Source organism: Aquimarina sp. I32.4 (assembly GCF_002924285.1).
In the GTDB taxonomy this organism is placed as follows: domain Bacteria; phylum Bacteroidota; class Bacteroidia; order Flavobacteriales; family Flavobacteriaceae; genus Aquimarina.
Map to the genome: position 1 here is coordinate 1 of NZ_PGUB01000097.1, position 16,685 is coordinate 16,685.

The 16,685-nt window shown below is 31.8% G+C and carries 16 protein-coding genes; 6 read left to right on the top strand and 10 right to left on the bottom strand.

Annotated elements, in window-relative coordinates:
• The first annotated feature begins 440 nt into the window (after window positions 1-440).
• Entirely contained in the window at window positions 441-2,147 is a 1,707-nt protein-coding gene (locus CVD18_RS17710) for a T9SS type A sorting domain-containing protein (protein WP_103866754.1), read from the top strand.
• Between the two features lie 176 nt (window positions 2,148-2,323).
• On the opposite strand, the gene CVD18_RS17715 is transcribed toward CVD18_RS17710, so the two are convergent.
• From CVD18_RS17715 to CVD18_RS17750, 8 genes are all read right to left on the bottom strand, one after another.
• Window positions 2,324-2,683, bottom strand: coding sequence for a cupin domain-containing protein (locus CVD18_RS17715; protein WP_103866756.1), 360 nt, complete (start codon window positions 2,681-2,683; stop codon window positions 2,324-2,326).
• 221 nt (window positions 2,684-2,904) lie between these two features.
• Complete coding sequence (locus tag CVD18_RS17720; protein ID WP_103866758.1) at window positions 2,905-3,987, bottom strand: serine hydrolase; 1,083 nt, start codon at window positions 3,985-3,987, stop codon at window positions 2,905-2,907.
• 75 nt (window positions 3,988-4,062) lie between these two features.
• Window positions 4,063-5,211: an AraC family transcriptional regulator gene (locus tag CVD18_RS17725; protein WP_103866761.1), complete on the bottom strand. Its 1,149-nt coding sequence runs from the start codon at window positions 5,209-5,211 to the stop codon at window positions 4,063-4,065.
• A 106-nt stretch (window positions 5,212-5,317) separates the two neighbouring features.
• Window positions 5,318-6,088 carry a hypothetical protein gene (locus tag CVD18_RS17730; RefSeq protein ID WP_103866763.1) on the bottom strand — a complete coding sequence of 257 codons (771 nt, stop codon included), beginning with the start codon at window positions 6,086-6,088 and terminating at the stop codon, window positions 5,318-5,320.
• 258 nt (window positions 6,089-6,346) lie between these two features.
• Entirely contained in the window at window positions 6,347-7,321 is a 975-nt protein-coding gene (locus CVD18_RS17735; RefSeq protein WP_103866765.1) for a hypothetical protein, read from the bottom strand.
• A gap of 90 nt (window positions 7,322-7,411) precedes the next feature.
• A complete protein-coding gene (locus tag CVD18_RS17740) occupies window positions 7,412-8,479 on the bottom strand; it encodes a cytochrome-c peroxidase (RefSeq protein ID WP_103866767.1) in 1,068 nt (355 codons plus the stop codon).
• Window positions 8,480-8,484: 5 nt separating this feature from the next.
• Window positions 8,485-9,345, bottom strand: a complete 861-nt coding sequence (locus CVD18_RS17745) for an MbnP family protein (protein ID WP_103866769.1) — start codon at window positions 9,343-9,345, stop codon at window positions 8,485-8,487.
• Window positions 9,346-9,715: 370 nt separating this feature from the next.
• Window positions 9,716-10,093, bottom strand: coding sequence for a hypothetical protein (locus tag CVD18_RS17750; RefSeq protein ID WP_146052833.1), 378 nt, complete (start codon window positions 10,091-10,093; stop codon window positions 9,716-9,718).
• 209 nt (window positions 10,094-10,302) lie between these two features.
• Here CVD18_RS17750 and CVD18_RS17755 point away from each other — a divergent pair, with 209 nt between their 5' ends.
• From CVD18_RS17755 to CVD18_RS17765, 3 genes are all read left to right on the top strand, one after another.
• Complete coding sequence (locus CVD18_RS17755) at window positions 10,303-11,136, top strand: LytTR family DNA-binding domain-containing protein (protein ID WP_103866773.1); 834 nt, start codon at window positions 10,303-10,305, stop codon at window positions 11,134-11,136.
• Between the two features lie 123 nt (window positions 11,137-11,259).
• A complete protein-coding gene (locus tag CVD18_RS17760; protein WP_103866775.1) occupies window positions 11,260-12,132 on the top strand; it encodes an alpha/beta hydrolase in 873 nt (290 codons plus the stop codon).
• A 77-nt stretch (window positions 12,133-12,209) separates the two neighbouring features.
• Window positions 12,210-12,602 carry a lipocalin-like domain-containing protein gene (locus CVD18_RS17765; RefSeq protein ID WP_103866777.1) on the top strand — a complete coding sequence of 131 codons (393 nt, stop codon included), beginning with the start codon at window positions 12,210-12,212 and terminating at the stop codon, window positions 12,600-12,602.
• Window positions 12,603-12,658: 56 nt separating this feature from the next.
• Here CVD18_RS17765 and CVD18_RS17770 read toward each other — a convergent pair whose 3' ends face one another.
• Window positions 12,659-13,111, bottom strand: coding sequence for a hypothetical protein (locus CVD18_RS17770; RefSeq protein WP_103866779.1), 453 nt, complete (start codon window positions 13,109-13,111; stop codon window positions 12,659-12,661).
• 282 nt (window positions 13,112-13,393) lie between these two features.
• On the opposite strand from CVD18_RS17770, the gene CVD18_RS17775 reads away from it, so the two are divergent.
• Entirely contained in the window at window positions 13,394-15,166 is a 1,773-nt protein-coding gene (locus CVD18_RS17775; protein WP_199185103.1) for a GMC oxidoreductase, read from the top strand.
• Window positions 15,167-15,587: 421 nt separating this feature from the next.
• On the top strand, window positions 15,588-16,415 hold the full coding sequence (locus CVD18_RS17780) for a prolyl oligopeptidase family serine peptidase (RefSeq protein ID WP_103866781.1): 828 nt from the start codon (window positions 15,588-15,590) through the stop codon (window positions 16,413-16,415).
• A gap of 14 nt (window positions 16,416-16,429) precedes the next feature.
• On the opposite strand, the gene CVD18_RS17785 is transcribed toward CVD18_RS17780, so the two are convergent.
• On the bottom strand, window positions 16,430-16,685 hold a 256-nt coding region (locus CVD18_RS17785; protein ID WP_146052834.1), incomplete at its 5' end, for an integrase core domain-containing protein.

Here is a 16,685-nt window from a genome sequence, read left to right on the forward strand (position 1 = left end):
AGAAAGTATGAGTAATGAACTTATAAAATCTATAGTAAGTAATCATCACTACTTAGACGCATTTATGCGAAGTTAATGTCCGTAAATTGTATTAATAAAACATTATCTATCACATGCAGCAGAAAATATTTTTGGAACAAACTATAAATACAATGGGTTTCTTTATGGAATGCTATCTGATTCTGTAGGGATTGCAACACAATTGAAATATGATAAATGGGTTAATTTGATAGATTCCCAGATGGCATTATACGACTACCATCAATGTTTTAAAAAGCTTTTTAAGAATTAACAACTCATTATCAATAATTAAGAATTCAAATTTAAAAAAAAACCAAATACGGGGTTAAATAGGGTTAAAGTTATGTAAAACATTGTATTGTAAAGTAGTTTTGAGAGTGATTGTGCAATCACTTATTTATTAACTCAAAATTTTAAAAATGAAAACACGATATATACTAATTCTACTCTCTCTTTTTATAGGGATGAGTATAAAAGCCCAAATAAGTGAAGGGGGAACTCCATATTTTGCTTCTAGATCAGTTGCAAAATCTCATAGCATCCCAAAAATAAGCTTACCACCTATTAATCTTGAAAAAGTGAGGAAGGAAGATGAAAAGGGTAAGGAAGGACCATATAGATTTGCATATGCTCATAAGGTAAATATTAACCCTAATAATGCTGGGAGATGGTATACAGAACCTAATGGAGATCGATATTGGGTACTTGAGATAGAATCAAAAGGGGCTAAAACGCTTAATTTTACATTCTCAGATTTTTATTTACCAAAAGGAGCCAAATTGTTTTTTTATAACAAAGATCGTTCTGATATCAGAGGAGCATTTACATATAAAAACAATAAACCATATCGCAAATTGGGTGTTGCACCTATAAAAGGTGATCAAATAACTATAGAATATTATCAACCAGCACAATTATCAGAAAAACCTGTTTTGCAGTTTGCTACCGTAGCTCATGATTATAAAGGAGTATTTGAGCTAGCAGATACTATGCGTAAATCAGAAAATACAGCAAAAGCTTTTGGAGAAACGGGTAATTGTCATATAAATGTAGCTTGTCCAGAAGGTAATCCTTGGGAAAAACAGATTAGATCGGTAGTACTCTATGCAACTAATAATGGAACAGGTCTTGCTTCATCTGTATTAATAAATAACACAAATCAGGATCGTACTCCATATTTATTAACAGCTGAACACAATGTATCTGATTCTAGATCTACTCCACAAACAGCGATGTTTATTTTTAACTATCAATCTGCTACTTGTGCAAATCCACAAGCAGAGCCTTCTAAAGCTAATTCAATTTCTGGAGCGCAACTTCTAGAAGTTGATTTATCTTCAGTTCCTCGAGAAGGTAACCCAGATGGAAATGGAAATCTTGCTATGACATTCGCAGAAACTAGAGGTATAGATTTTGCCTTGTTACAACTATCTACTGCTATTCCTAATTCTTATAATGCCTATTATAATGGATGGGATGCTTCAAATAGAGTTCCTTCAAGTTTTGTCGGGATTCATCATTCACAAGCTGATATCAAAAAAATCTCTTTGGGTAATAATATTAAACGCCCTGACACAATAATTCCTGTTCCTATAAATGAAAGGCAGAAACAATACTTTTGGGAAGTTATATGGAACCAAGGTTCTTCAGAAAGAGGGGCTTCAGGCTCCCCTTTAATAGATCCAAATGGAAATGTAATAGGTACTCTACAAGGAGGGCAGGCTAGGTGCAATAATACTAGTTCTTTTGATTTATATGTAGCTTTTAGTCGCTCTTTTTCTTTTCTAAAAGAGTATTTAGCTCCAGGAAGTAATGTAACTTCTTTAGGAGGGTTAGATAGCCCACGAGCAGTGAATTCCAGAATAGGGACTAATCTAGAAGAGGAGTCGATCTCTGTATTTCCTAATCCTGTGCAAAATATATTATATGTATCTGTTAATGAGATTGATATAAAGAAAATAAACCTAGATGTTTTAGGAATTTCAGGAAAAATAATTGACAAACAGGTATATACAGTAAAGCAACATGGGGCTGACAGGCTAGAAATAGATGTGCGCCAGTTACCCAAAGGAGTATATTTTATAAAAGTAAACAACACTACAAAGAAGTTTGTTGTTTCAAAGTAAAAAGGTTTTAGAGGGTATTTTTTAATCTACTGTTTGGTGTCTATAAGTAAATGATAGAAATGAATACCAAGATTAATAAACAGTTACAGGCATATGCTTGTAGCTGTTTATTTTTACATTTTTTAAAACTAAAGCCTAAAAACCTTGTTTTGATAATGCTCAGAAAGCCTATAAACTTAATATGATTGCTCTTCAATTGATTTGGTAATTGCAGATTCAATTTCTCCTGTATGCTTTGTTGTTTTAGTTTCTATCAACATAATTAAGCATTCATTTACAGAAGAGACTCTATGATTAATCCCTTTTGGCACGACATACATATCTCCGTTTGTCATTGTTATAGGGGCTTCATTTTCAATTTCCATTAAAAGACTCCCTTCGAGTATATAAAATAACTCATCCTCATTCTCATGACTATGCCAAGGGATTTCTTCTCCTTTGATTTTGGCAATCTTTACATATTGATCATTGACTTCTGCCACTATTTTTGGAGAGAAATAGTTTTTTACATCTTTGAATTGTTCTTTTATATTCATCTGACTTCTCTTTTTTTATATGATTAAATCATAAGTTTTCAACTCAAATTTACTTTAAAATTCTGATGCTTAGATTTAAATTTTTTAAAAAAAAAAGAAGAGAACACCAATCATTGACTATATAAAGTAATGCAAATAAATATCTGCAATTTGATTTCCCTTGGGATCTTATTGATAAAAGATTTTGTTTGATTGAATACCTAGTTTTATAAATGAGATCATTAAAACAGAGTTTTCCAAATAGTTTTAAATTCCTTTAGATTATCAGCACTCAAATCTTCATTTGCCATTAGAATTTGCCCTTTATTGGTCTTGGGGTCAAACATCATAAAAGCAGATGCCCCCAAATCTGAACCTGTGTGGCCTATTTTTCCTGATTTGAAATAAGTGATAAATATTCCAGAATTTGGCTCTTTGAGACTAATGTTTTTGATTGCATTATTAGTATTGAAATTCTTGGTATAAAATTCATTCCATGATTTTTTGGTAAGTAATTTACTAGTCCCATTATATCCTTTTATGAGTTCAATTAGATAAAGAGACAGATCTTGGATAGTTGTTTTTAAGCTTCCATCAGGATAGGTTACACAAGAGTAAGGAGGTAAAGGATTATCTTTCTCATCATATAACACACTGTGATGAGTCGTATTTATATCCTTATAAAACCATCCTGTATTATGCATGCCGAGGGGAGTGAAAATATGTTCTTTTGTAAACTCATAAAAGGATTTGTCACTGGCTTTTTCAATTATATACGCTGCCAGTGCTGCTCCTATATTAGAATATTGATAAGTTGTTCCTGCTTTTTGTTTCGAGAAACTTTTTTTTACATTTTTTGTATTGTGGTTAAGGTGTTCATATAAATAGTTTTTTAACGGTGTTTTAGGGTGAATATCATAACTATATGCAGATTCATATATTTTTTTATTATCAATAATCCCAGAGGTATGAGTAGCCAAATGTCGTAATGTAATCACGTTTGAACTGTCAAAATATGGATTTTCAATGGTGAAATTGAGGTATTCATTTATGTTTTTATCCAAATCGACTAGTCCTTTTTCTTTGGCTATCATCAAAGAAATTCCAATAAATGTTTTACTCACAGAACCTATCGGTTGGATGGTGTTTTTTGAATAGTTAATCTTTTTTTCACGATTTGCCAGTCCAAATGTTTCGATCTTAAGAATACTATCACTGTTTACAAGAGAAGTAGCATAACCAGTAAATTTATCGTCTTGTCCTATACTGTTTTGTATAATGAAAAGAGAAAAAAGGAAGGTTGCTATAAGTTTGTTGGTTTTCATAGTTTTACTTTTTTAAGATTGATACAAATAACTATGAAAACCACGTGCCAAGCGTTCCAATGGTTCTATTGGTACTTATTTATCAGAAGGTTGTAGCGAGGATTTGTATTGAGAAGGGGATAGTCCTGTTTCTTTTTTAAAGATGCGATTAAAACTGGTTTTGGATTTAAAACCAGATTCATAAGCAATTCCCAGAAGTGTGATGTTATCAAATTTTGGGGATTTCATTTTTTCTTTTACAGATTCAACACGATATTTATTTACATAGTCATAAAAGGTGGTATTGAGGTATTGATTTAAAAAGGCAGAAAGCTTTTTATCAGAAATAGAAATAGCATCAGCCAAGACGCTCAAAGTAAGATCTTCTTCTAAGAATTTTTTGTCTGTAGACATTACGTTTTCTAATAGCAGTTTTAAGTGCTGTAGTTCCTTGTTATTTACAGTAGATAAATAATCTGTTTTCTTTACTTTTTTATCTTTTTCTGTGGGAGTATTTATTAAAAAATTGGGCAATAATATTTTTGATTGATTAACACCGTAATAGCCTAGGTATCCTAAGTATATAATTACAGGAACAAATGTTAAGTAATCTGTTTCAAAATTTAATTCTCCAAGAATAAATTCATATAGTATAGATGTTATATCAAAACATAAAATAATTAATACTCCTATAAGCATTCGTTTTACCCAACCAAAATCATTTTCTGAAATAGTTGAGAAATTAGCTTTCATTGCATTTTTATAAATGTAAGACGAGTGTAGAGAAAGGAGGGTGTAAAAAATAAAATAAAATAGAAGTGCAATAACAATCAGATCACTATGATCATTAAAAACTGATAAATATTCAAAGATAAATTCTCTCTTAATGATTGAAACTACAAAAGGAATTGATATACATAATAAATAGAGTAGGGCAGGGATAAAATGAACAAAATACTTTTTTATTAGTTTCTTTTCTTTCTCAAATAGGGATTTGATATAAAGAAAAATCAAGGGACCCATAAAAATTTCAATAATACTATTTCCTATAAAAGTTAGAATATATAAACTTCTTAATTTGTGTATTTGTGCATACCCATGAATAATGTATAATAAGGTTATAGAAAAGAATAATAAAAGTAATTTCTGAGGTAGTTCTCTGGTCTTTGATTTTACCAATAGCAATATTATAAGTGCATTAATGACAATCCCTGTAGTTAAAAAAAAGACAATTATTAAATTCATGAGTTATAAGAAAAAACGAATGATCTACTGCTTGATTAAGAAATTAAAGGATAAATATACTATTTAGATGGTTTTATATAACAATCAAGTTGAGTATCAAAAAACATTATCTGTAAGCAGTATACAGTACAATAATTCCTTCGTTATTAATATCGGTTGGGCGTATATTCTGGCCAGTATTGGAAATAGTTCCGTTAGTATAAGTGACATTAACAGTAAAACCATCTGTATTAAAAGAAGTTACAGCACCTGAAATAATACCTAAGGAGAGGCCATTTTGATCACCATACCGTAAGCCTATTGAATTGGCATTAGAAGCATAACGAGAAATATTATTAATAGAATTACCATGACCGCCCACATAAATGACTTGTTGGGTAATAGAACCACCATCTTGACGGGCAACCCCATTCATAGTACCAAAAGAATTGCGTATTCCTCGGTCATTATTGTTGGTGCCATTATCACTATTAATATTGAAGTTTTCTACATTAGCATGTGCTACAAAAGTAATAGAAGTGGGCTGAAAAGGAAGACTGTTGACATTTACGGCTCCAGCAGCAGATATTTGAAATGCCCCTACATATGTATCTGTGTTATTAGAACCTGATATTTCTTGCCACCCTGTACTTGTATACTTATAAAGTCTTTCTACATCCGTATCATATACCAAAGAACCCTCTATAACTCCAGTAATACCATTACGTTCTGTGGTAGTGGTAGAAGGAATGACCATTAAAGAATTGGCCTCAATTTGCGCAAATACATCTATACTACTAAAGAAAGTAAATATCAAAATAAAACTTCTGATCACAAATGGTCTAAGTGACGTATGTTGAAAATACTTTGATAGTATAAAAACCTTTTTAGAAATCATGATATATGGGGGTTTGGATAAAAAACATTTAAAAAAAGTATAGTATATAGTAAATACTCCTTTATTTTAATTTAGTATGATAAAAATAGTAATTTGTTGATTGTAAAAAAAATCATCGAGGTGTTGATCTAAATAAAAAAACTCTCAAGTTTTAAAAAGTATACTCGAGAGTTTTAGATTATTTTTTAATGTAGAAAAAAATTAGTCAACTCTTTTTAAATCAGTTGATAAATAGAGTTGGCAGCTATTTTTACAAAATCAATTAAAACTATATTTGCGTTTCTTTTTCTTTGCAAAATGATACAAGAGTCCGATAGAGAATCTGGTATCGGTTTCGATAGTAGAAATAGCATCACTATTATAATTCTGTTGCAAAGGACTTTGAACTAATGTATTGAGTGAGAAACTTTTCCAATTTACTTGCATGCCTACTGTTCCTAAAGTAGCATTACCACCAGTATTGAATTTTTGTATGCCATCATCATGTTTATCTGCGGCTTCAAACAAAGTCCCTGTAAACGGAGAAATAACTCCATTTTTTATAGGGATGGTATAAAATAAATACCCGCTAGTATTAAATTGATTTCCAAAAAGGTACTCATCAGAGTTGCGAGTATTTATTTTGTAAGAAGCTTCTGCATTCAACCCCCAACGTCCCATACTAACCGTATAATTAGAAGAAAGTAAAAAATCAAAACTTCCAGTTCCCACCTGAAAGTTACGATTCACGATTTCTCCACGATCAGAACGATCAAATTTACCTGTAGGAAATTTTAAACCACCCCCTATAAGTAACGTTTGTTTGATTGCATTTGTAGAAGGAGCAGCAACCTCTTCTTTTTTTGATTCTTTCTTCTCTAATACATTATAAAACAAGAGAAGGCTAGGGTCACCGATTCCATTAAACTGCAAACTTTGCATGCTACCATTCATATCATTGTTGATATAAGGCACAATAGCATGTAGTTGTAATTTATTAGAAAGTATATACCTACCTAATAATTCTGTACGTATAAATGTATCACTAGAATACTCATCCTGTAGTAAATTACTGTTATACTTTATAGAGGCACTAAAAGCCGCTTGGGTATATCGTAAACCAATATAATGTGTATTAGTACCAGCCAGAAGACCAAAAGATAATCCGCTAAGTTGACACCCACAAATATCACACGCCATGATATTAGGTATTGTTATGATAGATAACAGTAATAGTATAATATTTTTTTTCATCTATTTAAAATTTCACAAACCGTTGATCATCATGTTGAAACTATGCCGGTTGGTATTGATTTTTATCTATTAAATGCCCATTATGGGCTTTCATATTGGATTATTAAATTTTGGATCTGTTAAAAAGGTTTCATCAGTAAGTGTTTTTAGAAAAGCAATAATATCTGCCTGTTCACTTTCTGTCAAAGCAATTCCTAATTGATTATTTTCTGTTTTTAATATAGCATCCAAAGTTTCAGAATCTTTGACTCCATTTGCATAATGCTGTAATACCTCTTCGAGTGTGTCAAAATTAGCATTGTGCATATAAGGGCCTGTTACCTCTATATTGCGCAGAGTAGGAACCCTGAATTTACCGATATCACTATTTGACTCTGTAATTAAAGCACGACCATTATCAGAAAATGTATCAGAAATACCGTTATTTCTAAAAGATTGATCGGTAAAAAGTGAACCGCTGTGACAAGAAGAACATTTTTCATCAAAAAAGAGCATCCCTTTTTGTTCACTTTCTGTAAAAGTCACATTGTTTTCTTGTCTTTGGTACTGATCAAATTTAGAATCATTAGAGATCATCAACAGCATATATTGTGAGAATGCTTGTAATATTCTAGGAGATGTAATGCTATCTACATCAAAGGCTTCTTTAAAAAGTTGACGATATTCATCATTTCGATTTAATTTTTCAACAACGTTTTTTATAGTTTCTCCCATCTCTATATCAGATTCTAGCGCATTAATAGGTACAAAATCTAGGTGAGTAACACCTCCATCCCAGAAGAATTCTTTTCTGAAAGCCATATTAAAAAGAGGGGGCGCATTACGATTACCTGCTTGGCTATTTATTCCTATACTCATAGGATGTACAGGAGAATCTGCAAAACCACGGGATTGTTGATGACAATTATTGCAAGAAATACTGCCATCTGCAGACAGACGAGGATCAAAAAAAAGCTTCCTCCCTAATTCAAAACCTTTTTGAGTAATAGGATTATTCTGAGTAGTATACTTAATTTCGGGAAACCCCTCTGGTTGTATCAGTTCATACGTATCAGTGTCAAGCACTTCATCATTTCCTCCATCATTACTACAGGAAATAAAAAGCAAGCATACCCAGTATATAGATACCAGATATGCATAATTGCTATGTATATTCATACTTTTTATTGATGAACGTGGCTATATGAAAATACCTGATCCAATACATCAGCAAATTGTTTTCCTAAAATAGGAGCATGTACAGAGTATGTGGTAGAAAAATCAACAGACGATGTGTCAAAAAGAGCTTTTGCATTGGCTAATAAGTGAATACTAGGTTCTTGGCTTTCTGCTACGGTTACATCACTATCAAAGTTGAGTGTAATAGTTTTTACATTATTCACAAACTTTGGTGTTTCACCTTCTAGCGGGGTAATATCTCTCCATCCTCCGATATGAATAGCAAACGATTTTTCAGGAATTACAAACCCATCTATTTCATTATGTGCCTGGCTAGAGGTACTAGCATGTCCTTCTATAGCAAAACCTATATAACCAGCATTCCAGTTCCAGAACCAAGCTCCTGCGGCAGGATCCAAAACTCCACCAGCAGCACCTTCTTTTACACCTTCTTCAGGGATTCCTACAGTAAAAGTTATTTTATTATATTTTCCTATAGGAACATTTTGTAAAATAGTAGCCGCAGATGCAAAATCACCTTCTTTTATATGATAAACTCCTTTTGCATCTGCTGCAGAAATAGAAATTTCATCTTCAAAACGTTCTCCATTAGGTCCTTCTAGGATTATATTGGTTATATAATATCCAAAAGAAGTTATGTTGAAATCCTGATTATCCGCAGTCTTGTAGCCATATTCCAGATTTTGTTTTTCTACAATATTCATGTCTTTTTGCCCAACAATATTATCCCATTTGATCTTTACAGTACTCACAGCATCCTTATTAGATGCACCATCATCATCACTACTACAGCTTATGGCAAAAAAGGCAAAAGTTAATACAATTAATTTTATAGTTGACTTCATTTTTAAATATGGTATTATAGGTATACAATTGATTGTATACCAGTATGAGAGCAATTCTTTTTATAGAGAATACTCATCAATGTTATTATTAGATAGATACTTGTTATCCCATTTTAATGTTGAAACTGGGCGCATAGAAATTAAATTTATTAGCGCTTTTTCAAAATTTAAATGATATTCATTCAATGTCATGATCAAGAAAATGCATAACTTTTATAGGTAGGCATGGATAAAATCAATTTGAACTAAGTTTTATAACCGATTATTCAATTGAAATTATTGTTCATGCAAGGCATTGAATATATGTTGGAAACAGAATTATAATCCTCATAAAGGATATAATTACAGCAACCAAAAATTAAAAAGAAGACTATATAAATTCTGGAGGGTGTTCTATAGTATTGGTGTATAAAAAATTATAGGTAAATGAATACGAGGTAAAAACCATTCTTTCACCAGAAGTGATTATATTATTTTCGATATCAATATCTTGTTTCTGAAAATATAACGGAAGAAAGGATTCTGAAACTCTAAAACTAGTTGCCTTATTATCAGAAGTGTTTTTTTCTTTCAGTTTACTCATTAAATAACACTTTCCGTTACATTGTAGTCTAGGGCGTTCTTTATTGATACAGTAATTTTCTATAATGTAATCCAGATTGAGTTGGTAATAAAAAAAAGGAGCCATCTCCATCACTGGTCTTAGTGTGAAAGTTACTAGTAGTAAGAAAGAAAATACTATACGCACCCGTATTTTTTATACAAAAATACAAAGCTTTTTTTGTCTGAGTAACAAGAGAAGGGTGATTTTTTTAAAAAGATAGTTCAGTTTTGTTATTTTTTGATTTTAAGTAACTCATAAGTGTTGTTTTATGGGGCTAGATGATGAAATGGAACAATCAGAGAATTTTATAAGTATTTATTTGTGGTAATGATTATTTTTGGATTCAGTAAATAATGATAAAGGCTTCTATGTTACTAAACACTTCCTTTCCTTTTACCACATCGTATAGAGTTCATATACTGATAGGTATAACTGTGGGTTCTTTGCTGGGATTTATTCTAATTTTTTTACAGCCGTTTAATATCAATAATTTTGATCATTCTTATAAAGAAATATTATTTATGGGATTCGGACTTATAAAATTTGTGAATTATATGGGAGCTCATTTTGTAGAAAATTATTTTTATAAAAGGAAAAAAACATGGGTCTGGTGGAACGAAGTTATGTTTCTTATTCTTTCGTCAATATCAGGAGCTATTTTTGGGTATCTGTACTTAGATATAGTTTTTGAGAAACAGCCATTATCACTATTCAGGTTATTACTTTTTTGCTCCTATATCGTTTTGCCTGTTTTGCCATTAATTATTTTTCCAAAATTAGTATTACGTTATTTTTTTAGTAAAAACTCAATACAAGATTCCCAAGAGATTATTGATAATGATCAAGATAAGGTGATTGAGAATATAACATTGGTAGGTGATAATCATAAAGATGAGTTTACTATTCCTAGAGAACAACTATTATATGTGAAATCAGTAGATAATTATGTAATGGTTTTTTATAAGAGTGATACAATTCAAAGGGTAATGTTACGGGGTAAATTATCAGCTATTTTGACACAAGCACCGTTTCTGATACAACCACATCGTTCCTACTTGATTAATCCTAAACATGTCTTTGTGATAAAAGGAAACTCTCAAAAAGCTACATTGATTTCAAAAGAGATAGAAGAAGCCATTCCCATTGCGAGAACCTCATACAAAACAATAAAAAACGTATTCAATTAGTCCCTTTTGCATAGACAATTCATACCAAAACCATTCTATTAATCACTAAAAACACCAACTAATCACTTAATTTTTTTACTCAAAAAAAGAACCCTTTAGTTTGTGTCATCAAAATAATATGACATGAAAAAAGTGATTAAGATTACAAGTTGGATTTTATTAATTATAGTAGTAGCAGTTTTTGGATTCGGAATTTACAAATACCAAACTGATGCTATGATACGAGCGATGATTCAGGAAGATGAATCAAAGCTATATTATTATCCATCAAAAGAAATGGCATCATTAGAATCATTTAATTACTCAGAATATAAATTACAGGTAGAAGACTCTATAACAATTTATACCTATCATTTTAAACCATCAATCAAGCATAGAGGAAATGTATTTTATATTCATGGAGCAGGAGGCAATGCTACGGTAAGTGCAGGTTTGATCAAACCATTGGTAGATAATGGTTTTTCTGTGTATGCGGTAGATTGGCGAGGGTATGGTAAATCCAAAGGAAAACCAAATTATAAAGGAGTTTTAAAAGATAGCGAAGTAGCTTTTGAAGATTTTATAAGTAAAACTCAAAACGATACACTCAAAACTATAGTATATGGCATGTCGTTAGGAGGACAATTGGCAATAAAAATCACAAGAGATAATCAAGATAAAATTGATGGCCTTGTTCTTGATAGTAGTTTTGAATCTGCACAAAAAATAGCGATTGATTATGCACCTTTTGAGTTTATAAAGGACAAGCATAGAAACCACCCCGAAAAATTTAATCAAGATTACGTAGGAGTTAGAGATATAAAGGATATACATAATATGCCAAAATTGATTATTCATAGTAGACATGATCAAGGAGTACCTATCAGTCATGGTAGAAACCTATTTGAGAAAGCAAAAGAGCCTAAAGTGTTTTGGGAAACTGATAGCCCACACATAATGACACTTAGAGATTATCCCAAAGAAGCGATTAAACGTATTACCGAATTAATACAATAGTTTTGTGAGTTGATAAAGAGTTCATATTTTTGAAATTAGATTAACTCTTTATCAACTAACAAAAAAAGAATGTACAAATGAGAATTATAGTAGCTTCAGTAATCGTAATATTTTTATCATTTGGTTTTACAACCATCCATAAGCGAAAAAAGATAGTAGGGTATTGGGAAATATATAAGGTCGAGGTAGGAAGTGATAGAACTATAGAGAGTCGGAATAAATATATTATTTTACATGAGGATGGAAGGTTAGAAGGAGGACGAATCGGAAGAGTACCTAAGAAAAAAGGAGCTTGGAAATATGATCGAAAAAATAATATACTCACATTGTCATCTGAGAAAAAAAATAAAGATGATGGGGATTATAGTATTTTACAACTAGATCATTCTCAAATGAAAATCAAAAAAGATTCTGTTTTTGTTTTTTTTGAAAAAATGGATAAAAACCCAGTGGAAACAAAAGATAAATAAGTTTTTTTAAAAATTACACACGTTGTGTCTTAGTACCGTAATAAGGTCACAGTTACCTAATGTAGTGTTTTATGATTCTTACTTTTTTTTAATGTTACGCCTCGACCTCCAAAAAGATGAATTGCTATTGCGTTAAACTCATCTTGAACAGTTTGTATATCTATATGATATTGGGTTCCTATTTGTTTTAGTAATTTATTTACTTTTATATTTTTATCAATTGCAATCCCTGCCATTATAAAAACTACAATTACAATAACCCCAGCAATAGAAAGCTCTACTGTTTTTATGGTTTCATACGTACTATAATCAAAGCTTCGTCCTGCCAGAAAAATATTGTGTACAAGAAAAAGTACAGCGATAAATATAAAAGGTATTTTCACATAACTTTCTATGGCAACAGATCTGCTGTACAAAGTGAGTATATCTTCTAACTCACTAGAGGGTACATTATTTACAATGTGCATTTTTAGATCTTTCTTTTCTTCTGTTTTATTACTATACGCCATATTATTAAGTATTGTATTGAATTAATTTTCTTTTTAACCTTTCTCGTTTATTATTTTTTGATGTAGAATATGTTGTTTTTATATTGTATAGATAGTATGATCTAAAAATATAACAGTATATAGGTGTGTGTCGTGACGGCTTGTAATGTTACGAAACTATCTCTCTTTTTTTTTGTAACTAAAAAAACTTTTACAATTCACGGGTTTTTACGTGGTTTTTGTAGCGCTATAATCTGTAACTTTAAGAGTGTAAATAATTAATAGTTAATAAACTAAAGAATCATGGGCGCATCAGCAAACTCTAATAACCTAAAAAATGGATATCCCACACCAGGACCACAAACTCCATCTGGGCAAGATGTGATGAATCACGTTTTTTTTATGTCTCAGACAGAATGGAAAAACGCACGAGAAGAAAACAACTATGATCTGGTAATTATCGGTACAGGTTTTTGTGCCTATGCAACAGCCAGAAGAGCATTAGAAAGAGATCCTTTTTGTAGAATTTTGATTATAGAGAGAGGCCCTTTTTTCTTACCCGAGCATTTTCAGAATTTACCATTACCTTTTGTCAATACCCTAGGAGGATTATCAGAAACTTTTCCGTGGACTCTATCGTCTAAAACAGCAGAAGGTCCAGGAACAATAAAGTGGCAACATGGTATGATTCCGTTTTTTGGAGGCAGATCAACCATGTGGAGCGCATGGTGCCCCAAACCCACAGAAGATGAAATGGATGGGTGGCCACAAGCCACTATCAACGCTGCCAAAAATAATTTTGAATCTGCAGAGAAATTATTGCGAGTACAAATGGCAGATGAGATCGATGCTAATAGAACAGGTGCATTATTAGAATTGATAAGGAATACCAGACCTGTTTATGGAGAATTACAAAAAGAAATACAAACTCGTTTAGCAAAATACGGAACAGATGTAGAAGGGATTTATAGAACCCAAGCTGCCCCATTGGCATCGGCAGCAGAAAATGTAGATGGAATTGATTTTCAGAAATATGCAATCCCAGGAGAGCTATTACAATTGGGTGTAAAACAAGAAGCATTGGTGCAAGAAAATAAAGGTGCACGAATGGATATTGTAGCCGATTGCGTAGTAGAAAAAATCTACCAGCAAGATGGGCAGGCTACCGCATTACAAACCTCTAGAGGGGTATTGCCATTAGGAAAAGCCAAACTGGTTCTTGCTATGGGAACACTACCACCAGCTACATTAGTAAGAAACTCTTTTCCCAATGCTGTAAACCCAGGAACTAGATTCTCTGCACATTTTATTACCTCTATAGTGGCACGAGTGCCTAAGAAAGATTATAAAGCAAGCAAACTATTTGGCGAATTAGAAATAGGAGCTTGTTATATTGCAGGAACAGATAATGACTATAAAAAGCAATATCATATTCAACTAAGCGTACTAGCAGACGAAAAACCAATTAAGAATGCAGGAACAGCCTTACGCTATATGCCAGATGTTGTAGCTACCGCCTCTATGGCTCAGTTACTATCCTCAGAAGATCATGTAGTATTTGTTTGTGCAGTGTTGGGAGAGTTGGATTCTAGAAATAAAAACAATTGGTTTCTCAACAATCCACAAGATGAGAATATTACCACCAATTCACTGCTTCAAATCACAGAAAATGATAGTGATAAAGAAACTTGGGATGCAATGGATAAAGCAACATTTGAGGTTATAGAAGATGCGCTGTCTCCCAATGGTAGTAGTGCCGTAGAATACTGGCATGGTGATCCAGATAGTGGCACATGGGAACCTGTGCGCCCATTACAAAGTCAAATCAGGGTAGATGCATTGGTACATGAATCTTCAACCTTATATATTGGCGAAGAGGAAACTGCACCTGTAGATTTGAATTATCGTCTGCGAAATACAGAAAATGTATACGTTACAGGGGGCGCACTATGGCCACAAGGAGGTTCATGGAACCCCACAATGACCATGGTAGCTCTAGCTCAGGATTTAGCAGATAAACTAGTACCACAAGAGAGTGCTAATAAACAAGAAAAAGTCCTTGATTATGCAGAGTAATATTGATTATTATTTTTGATTGTAAGTAAGGAAACAAGATACTATAGTGTGTTAAAAATCAACATGTAGTAAGGGTATTGATTTTGAAGAAAATCAATTTACAAGCAGGGTGACATCCGTGTAGGGGAGTCACCCTGTTTTATTCTTCTAGTAAAGGTTGAATTATGGGTCAAGTTAAGAATGATAAATATTTGGTTTAAAAAACTGAAACTCTGTGTAAACCTCTTTGAGTTCCTAAATTTATAGAGGTTTGTTTGATTTTTATGTAACCTTATACAATATTCAACAGTCAAACTGGATAAACAGAAGGAGTAATAAATCAAAATAATATGAAAACACAAAGTCATTTTTTTTTACAATAAAGACAATAGTTAGTATTGCCCAACAAAAGGATGAACAATTTTTTATAAAAACAGATTATTTGGTTTCATTACCTATAGAGTATAACGGTGCTTCTGATAAGAAATGGCCTGTACTTATATTTCTACATGGATCAAGAGAAAATCCAAGCCTCAATGAGGTGAAAAAAGATTTTTTACCTATAAAGTTTACCAAAGATAAAAACCTGCCTTTAATTCTTATTTCACCATCAAACTCTTTTGATAAATGGAGTGTTGATATTCTTAATCAAATGTTGGATGATGTAATAAATAAATATAATATAGACAAAAACAGGATTTACCTTAGCGGTCATAGTTTAGGGGGGTGGGGAACTTGGAATTGGGCTTTAGAAAATCCAGAGAGATTTGCAGCAGTAGTACCTATTTCGGGTTGTTTTCAAGGAGATATAAAAACCCCATGGAGGTTAAGACATTTACCCATTTGGATATTTCATGGAGAAAAAGATGAAAATACAAATGTAAATTGTAATATAAATACAGTAAAACATATAAATAAATATAATGGGAAGACTAAAATCACAATATACCCAGATGCAGGTCATGATATTTGGGAATTGCCATTTATAAAAAATAACTTAATAGAATGGTTATTAGATCAGAATAAGATCAAGAATATTCCAAAACATAGTCTGTTGGGTGTAAACAATTATAAAAAATATACTGGGCGATATACATTAATTGATAACCCGAAAGACACGATACAAATTATTTATAAGGATAATCAACTTCAATTAATACTTCAAAGTAAAAATTCAATTTCTTTATCTTTAGATACAAAGGATGAGTTTTATGTGGACCTAGCACCTTGGGCATGTTTTGACCCCTATAAAACAAGAGTAATCTTTTAAATTTGGATTATTAATTATGCTACTCTATTTTTCATTAAAATTAAGTGTTTGTCTTTGTTCCATTTTTCCATAGGAGTTATTCTTCCCAATAGTCCATGATGCCTTACGTTGTTATAGAAAACCACATATCTTTTTAGTATTTGTTGAATCTCTCCAAATGTTCTATACTCAAATCGTTGAAAGACTTCTTTTTTAAGTATTCCATGATAAGCTTCTACATGTGCATTTTCCTCTGGTGTAGCAACATGAGTAAACTCTAATTTTGTCAGA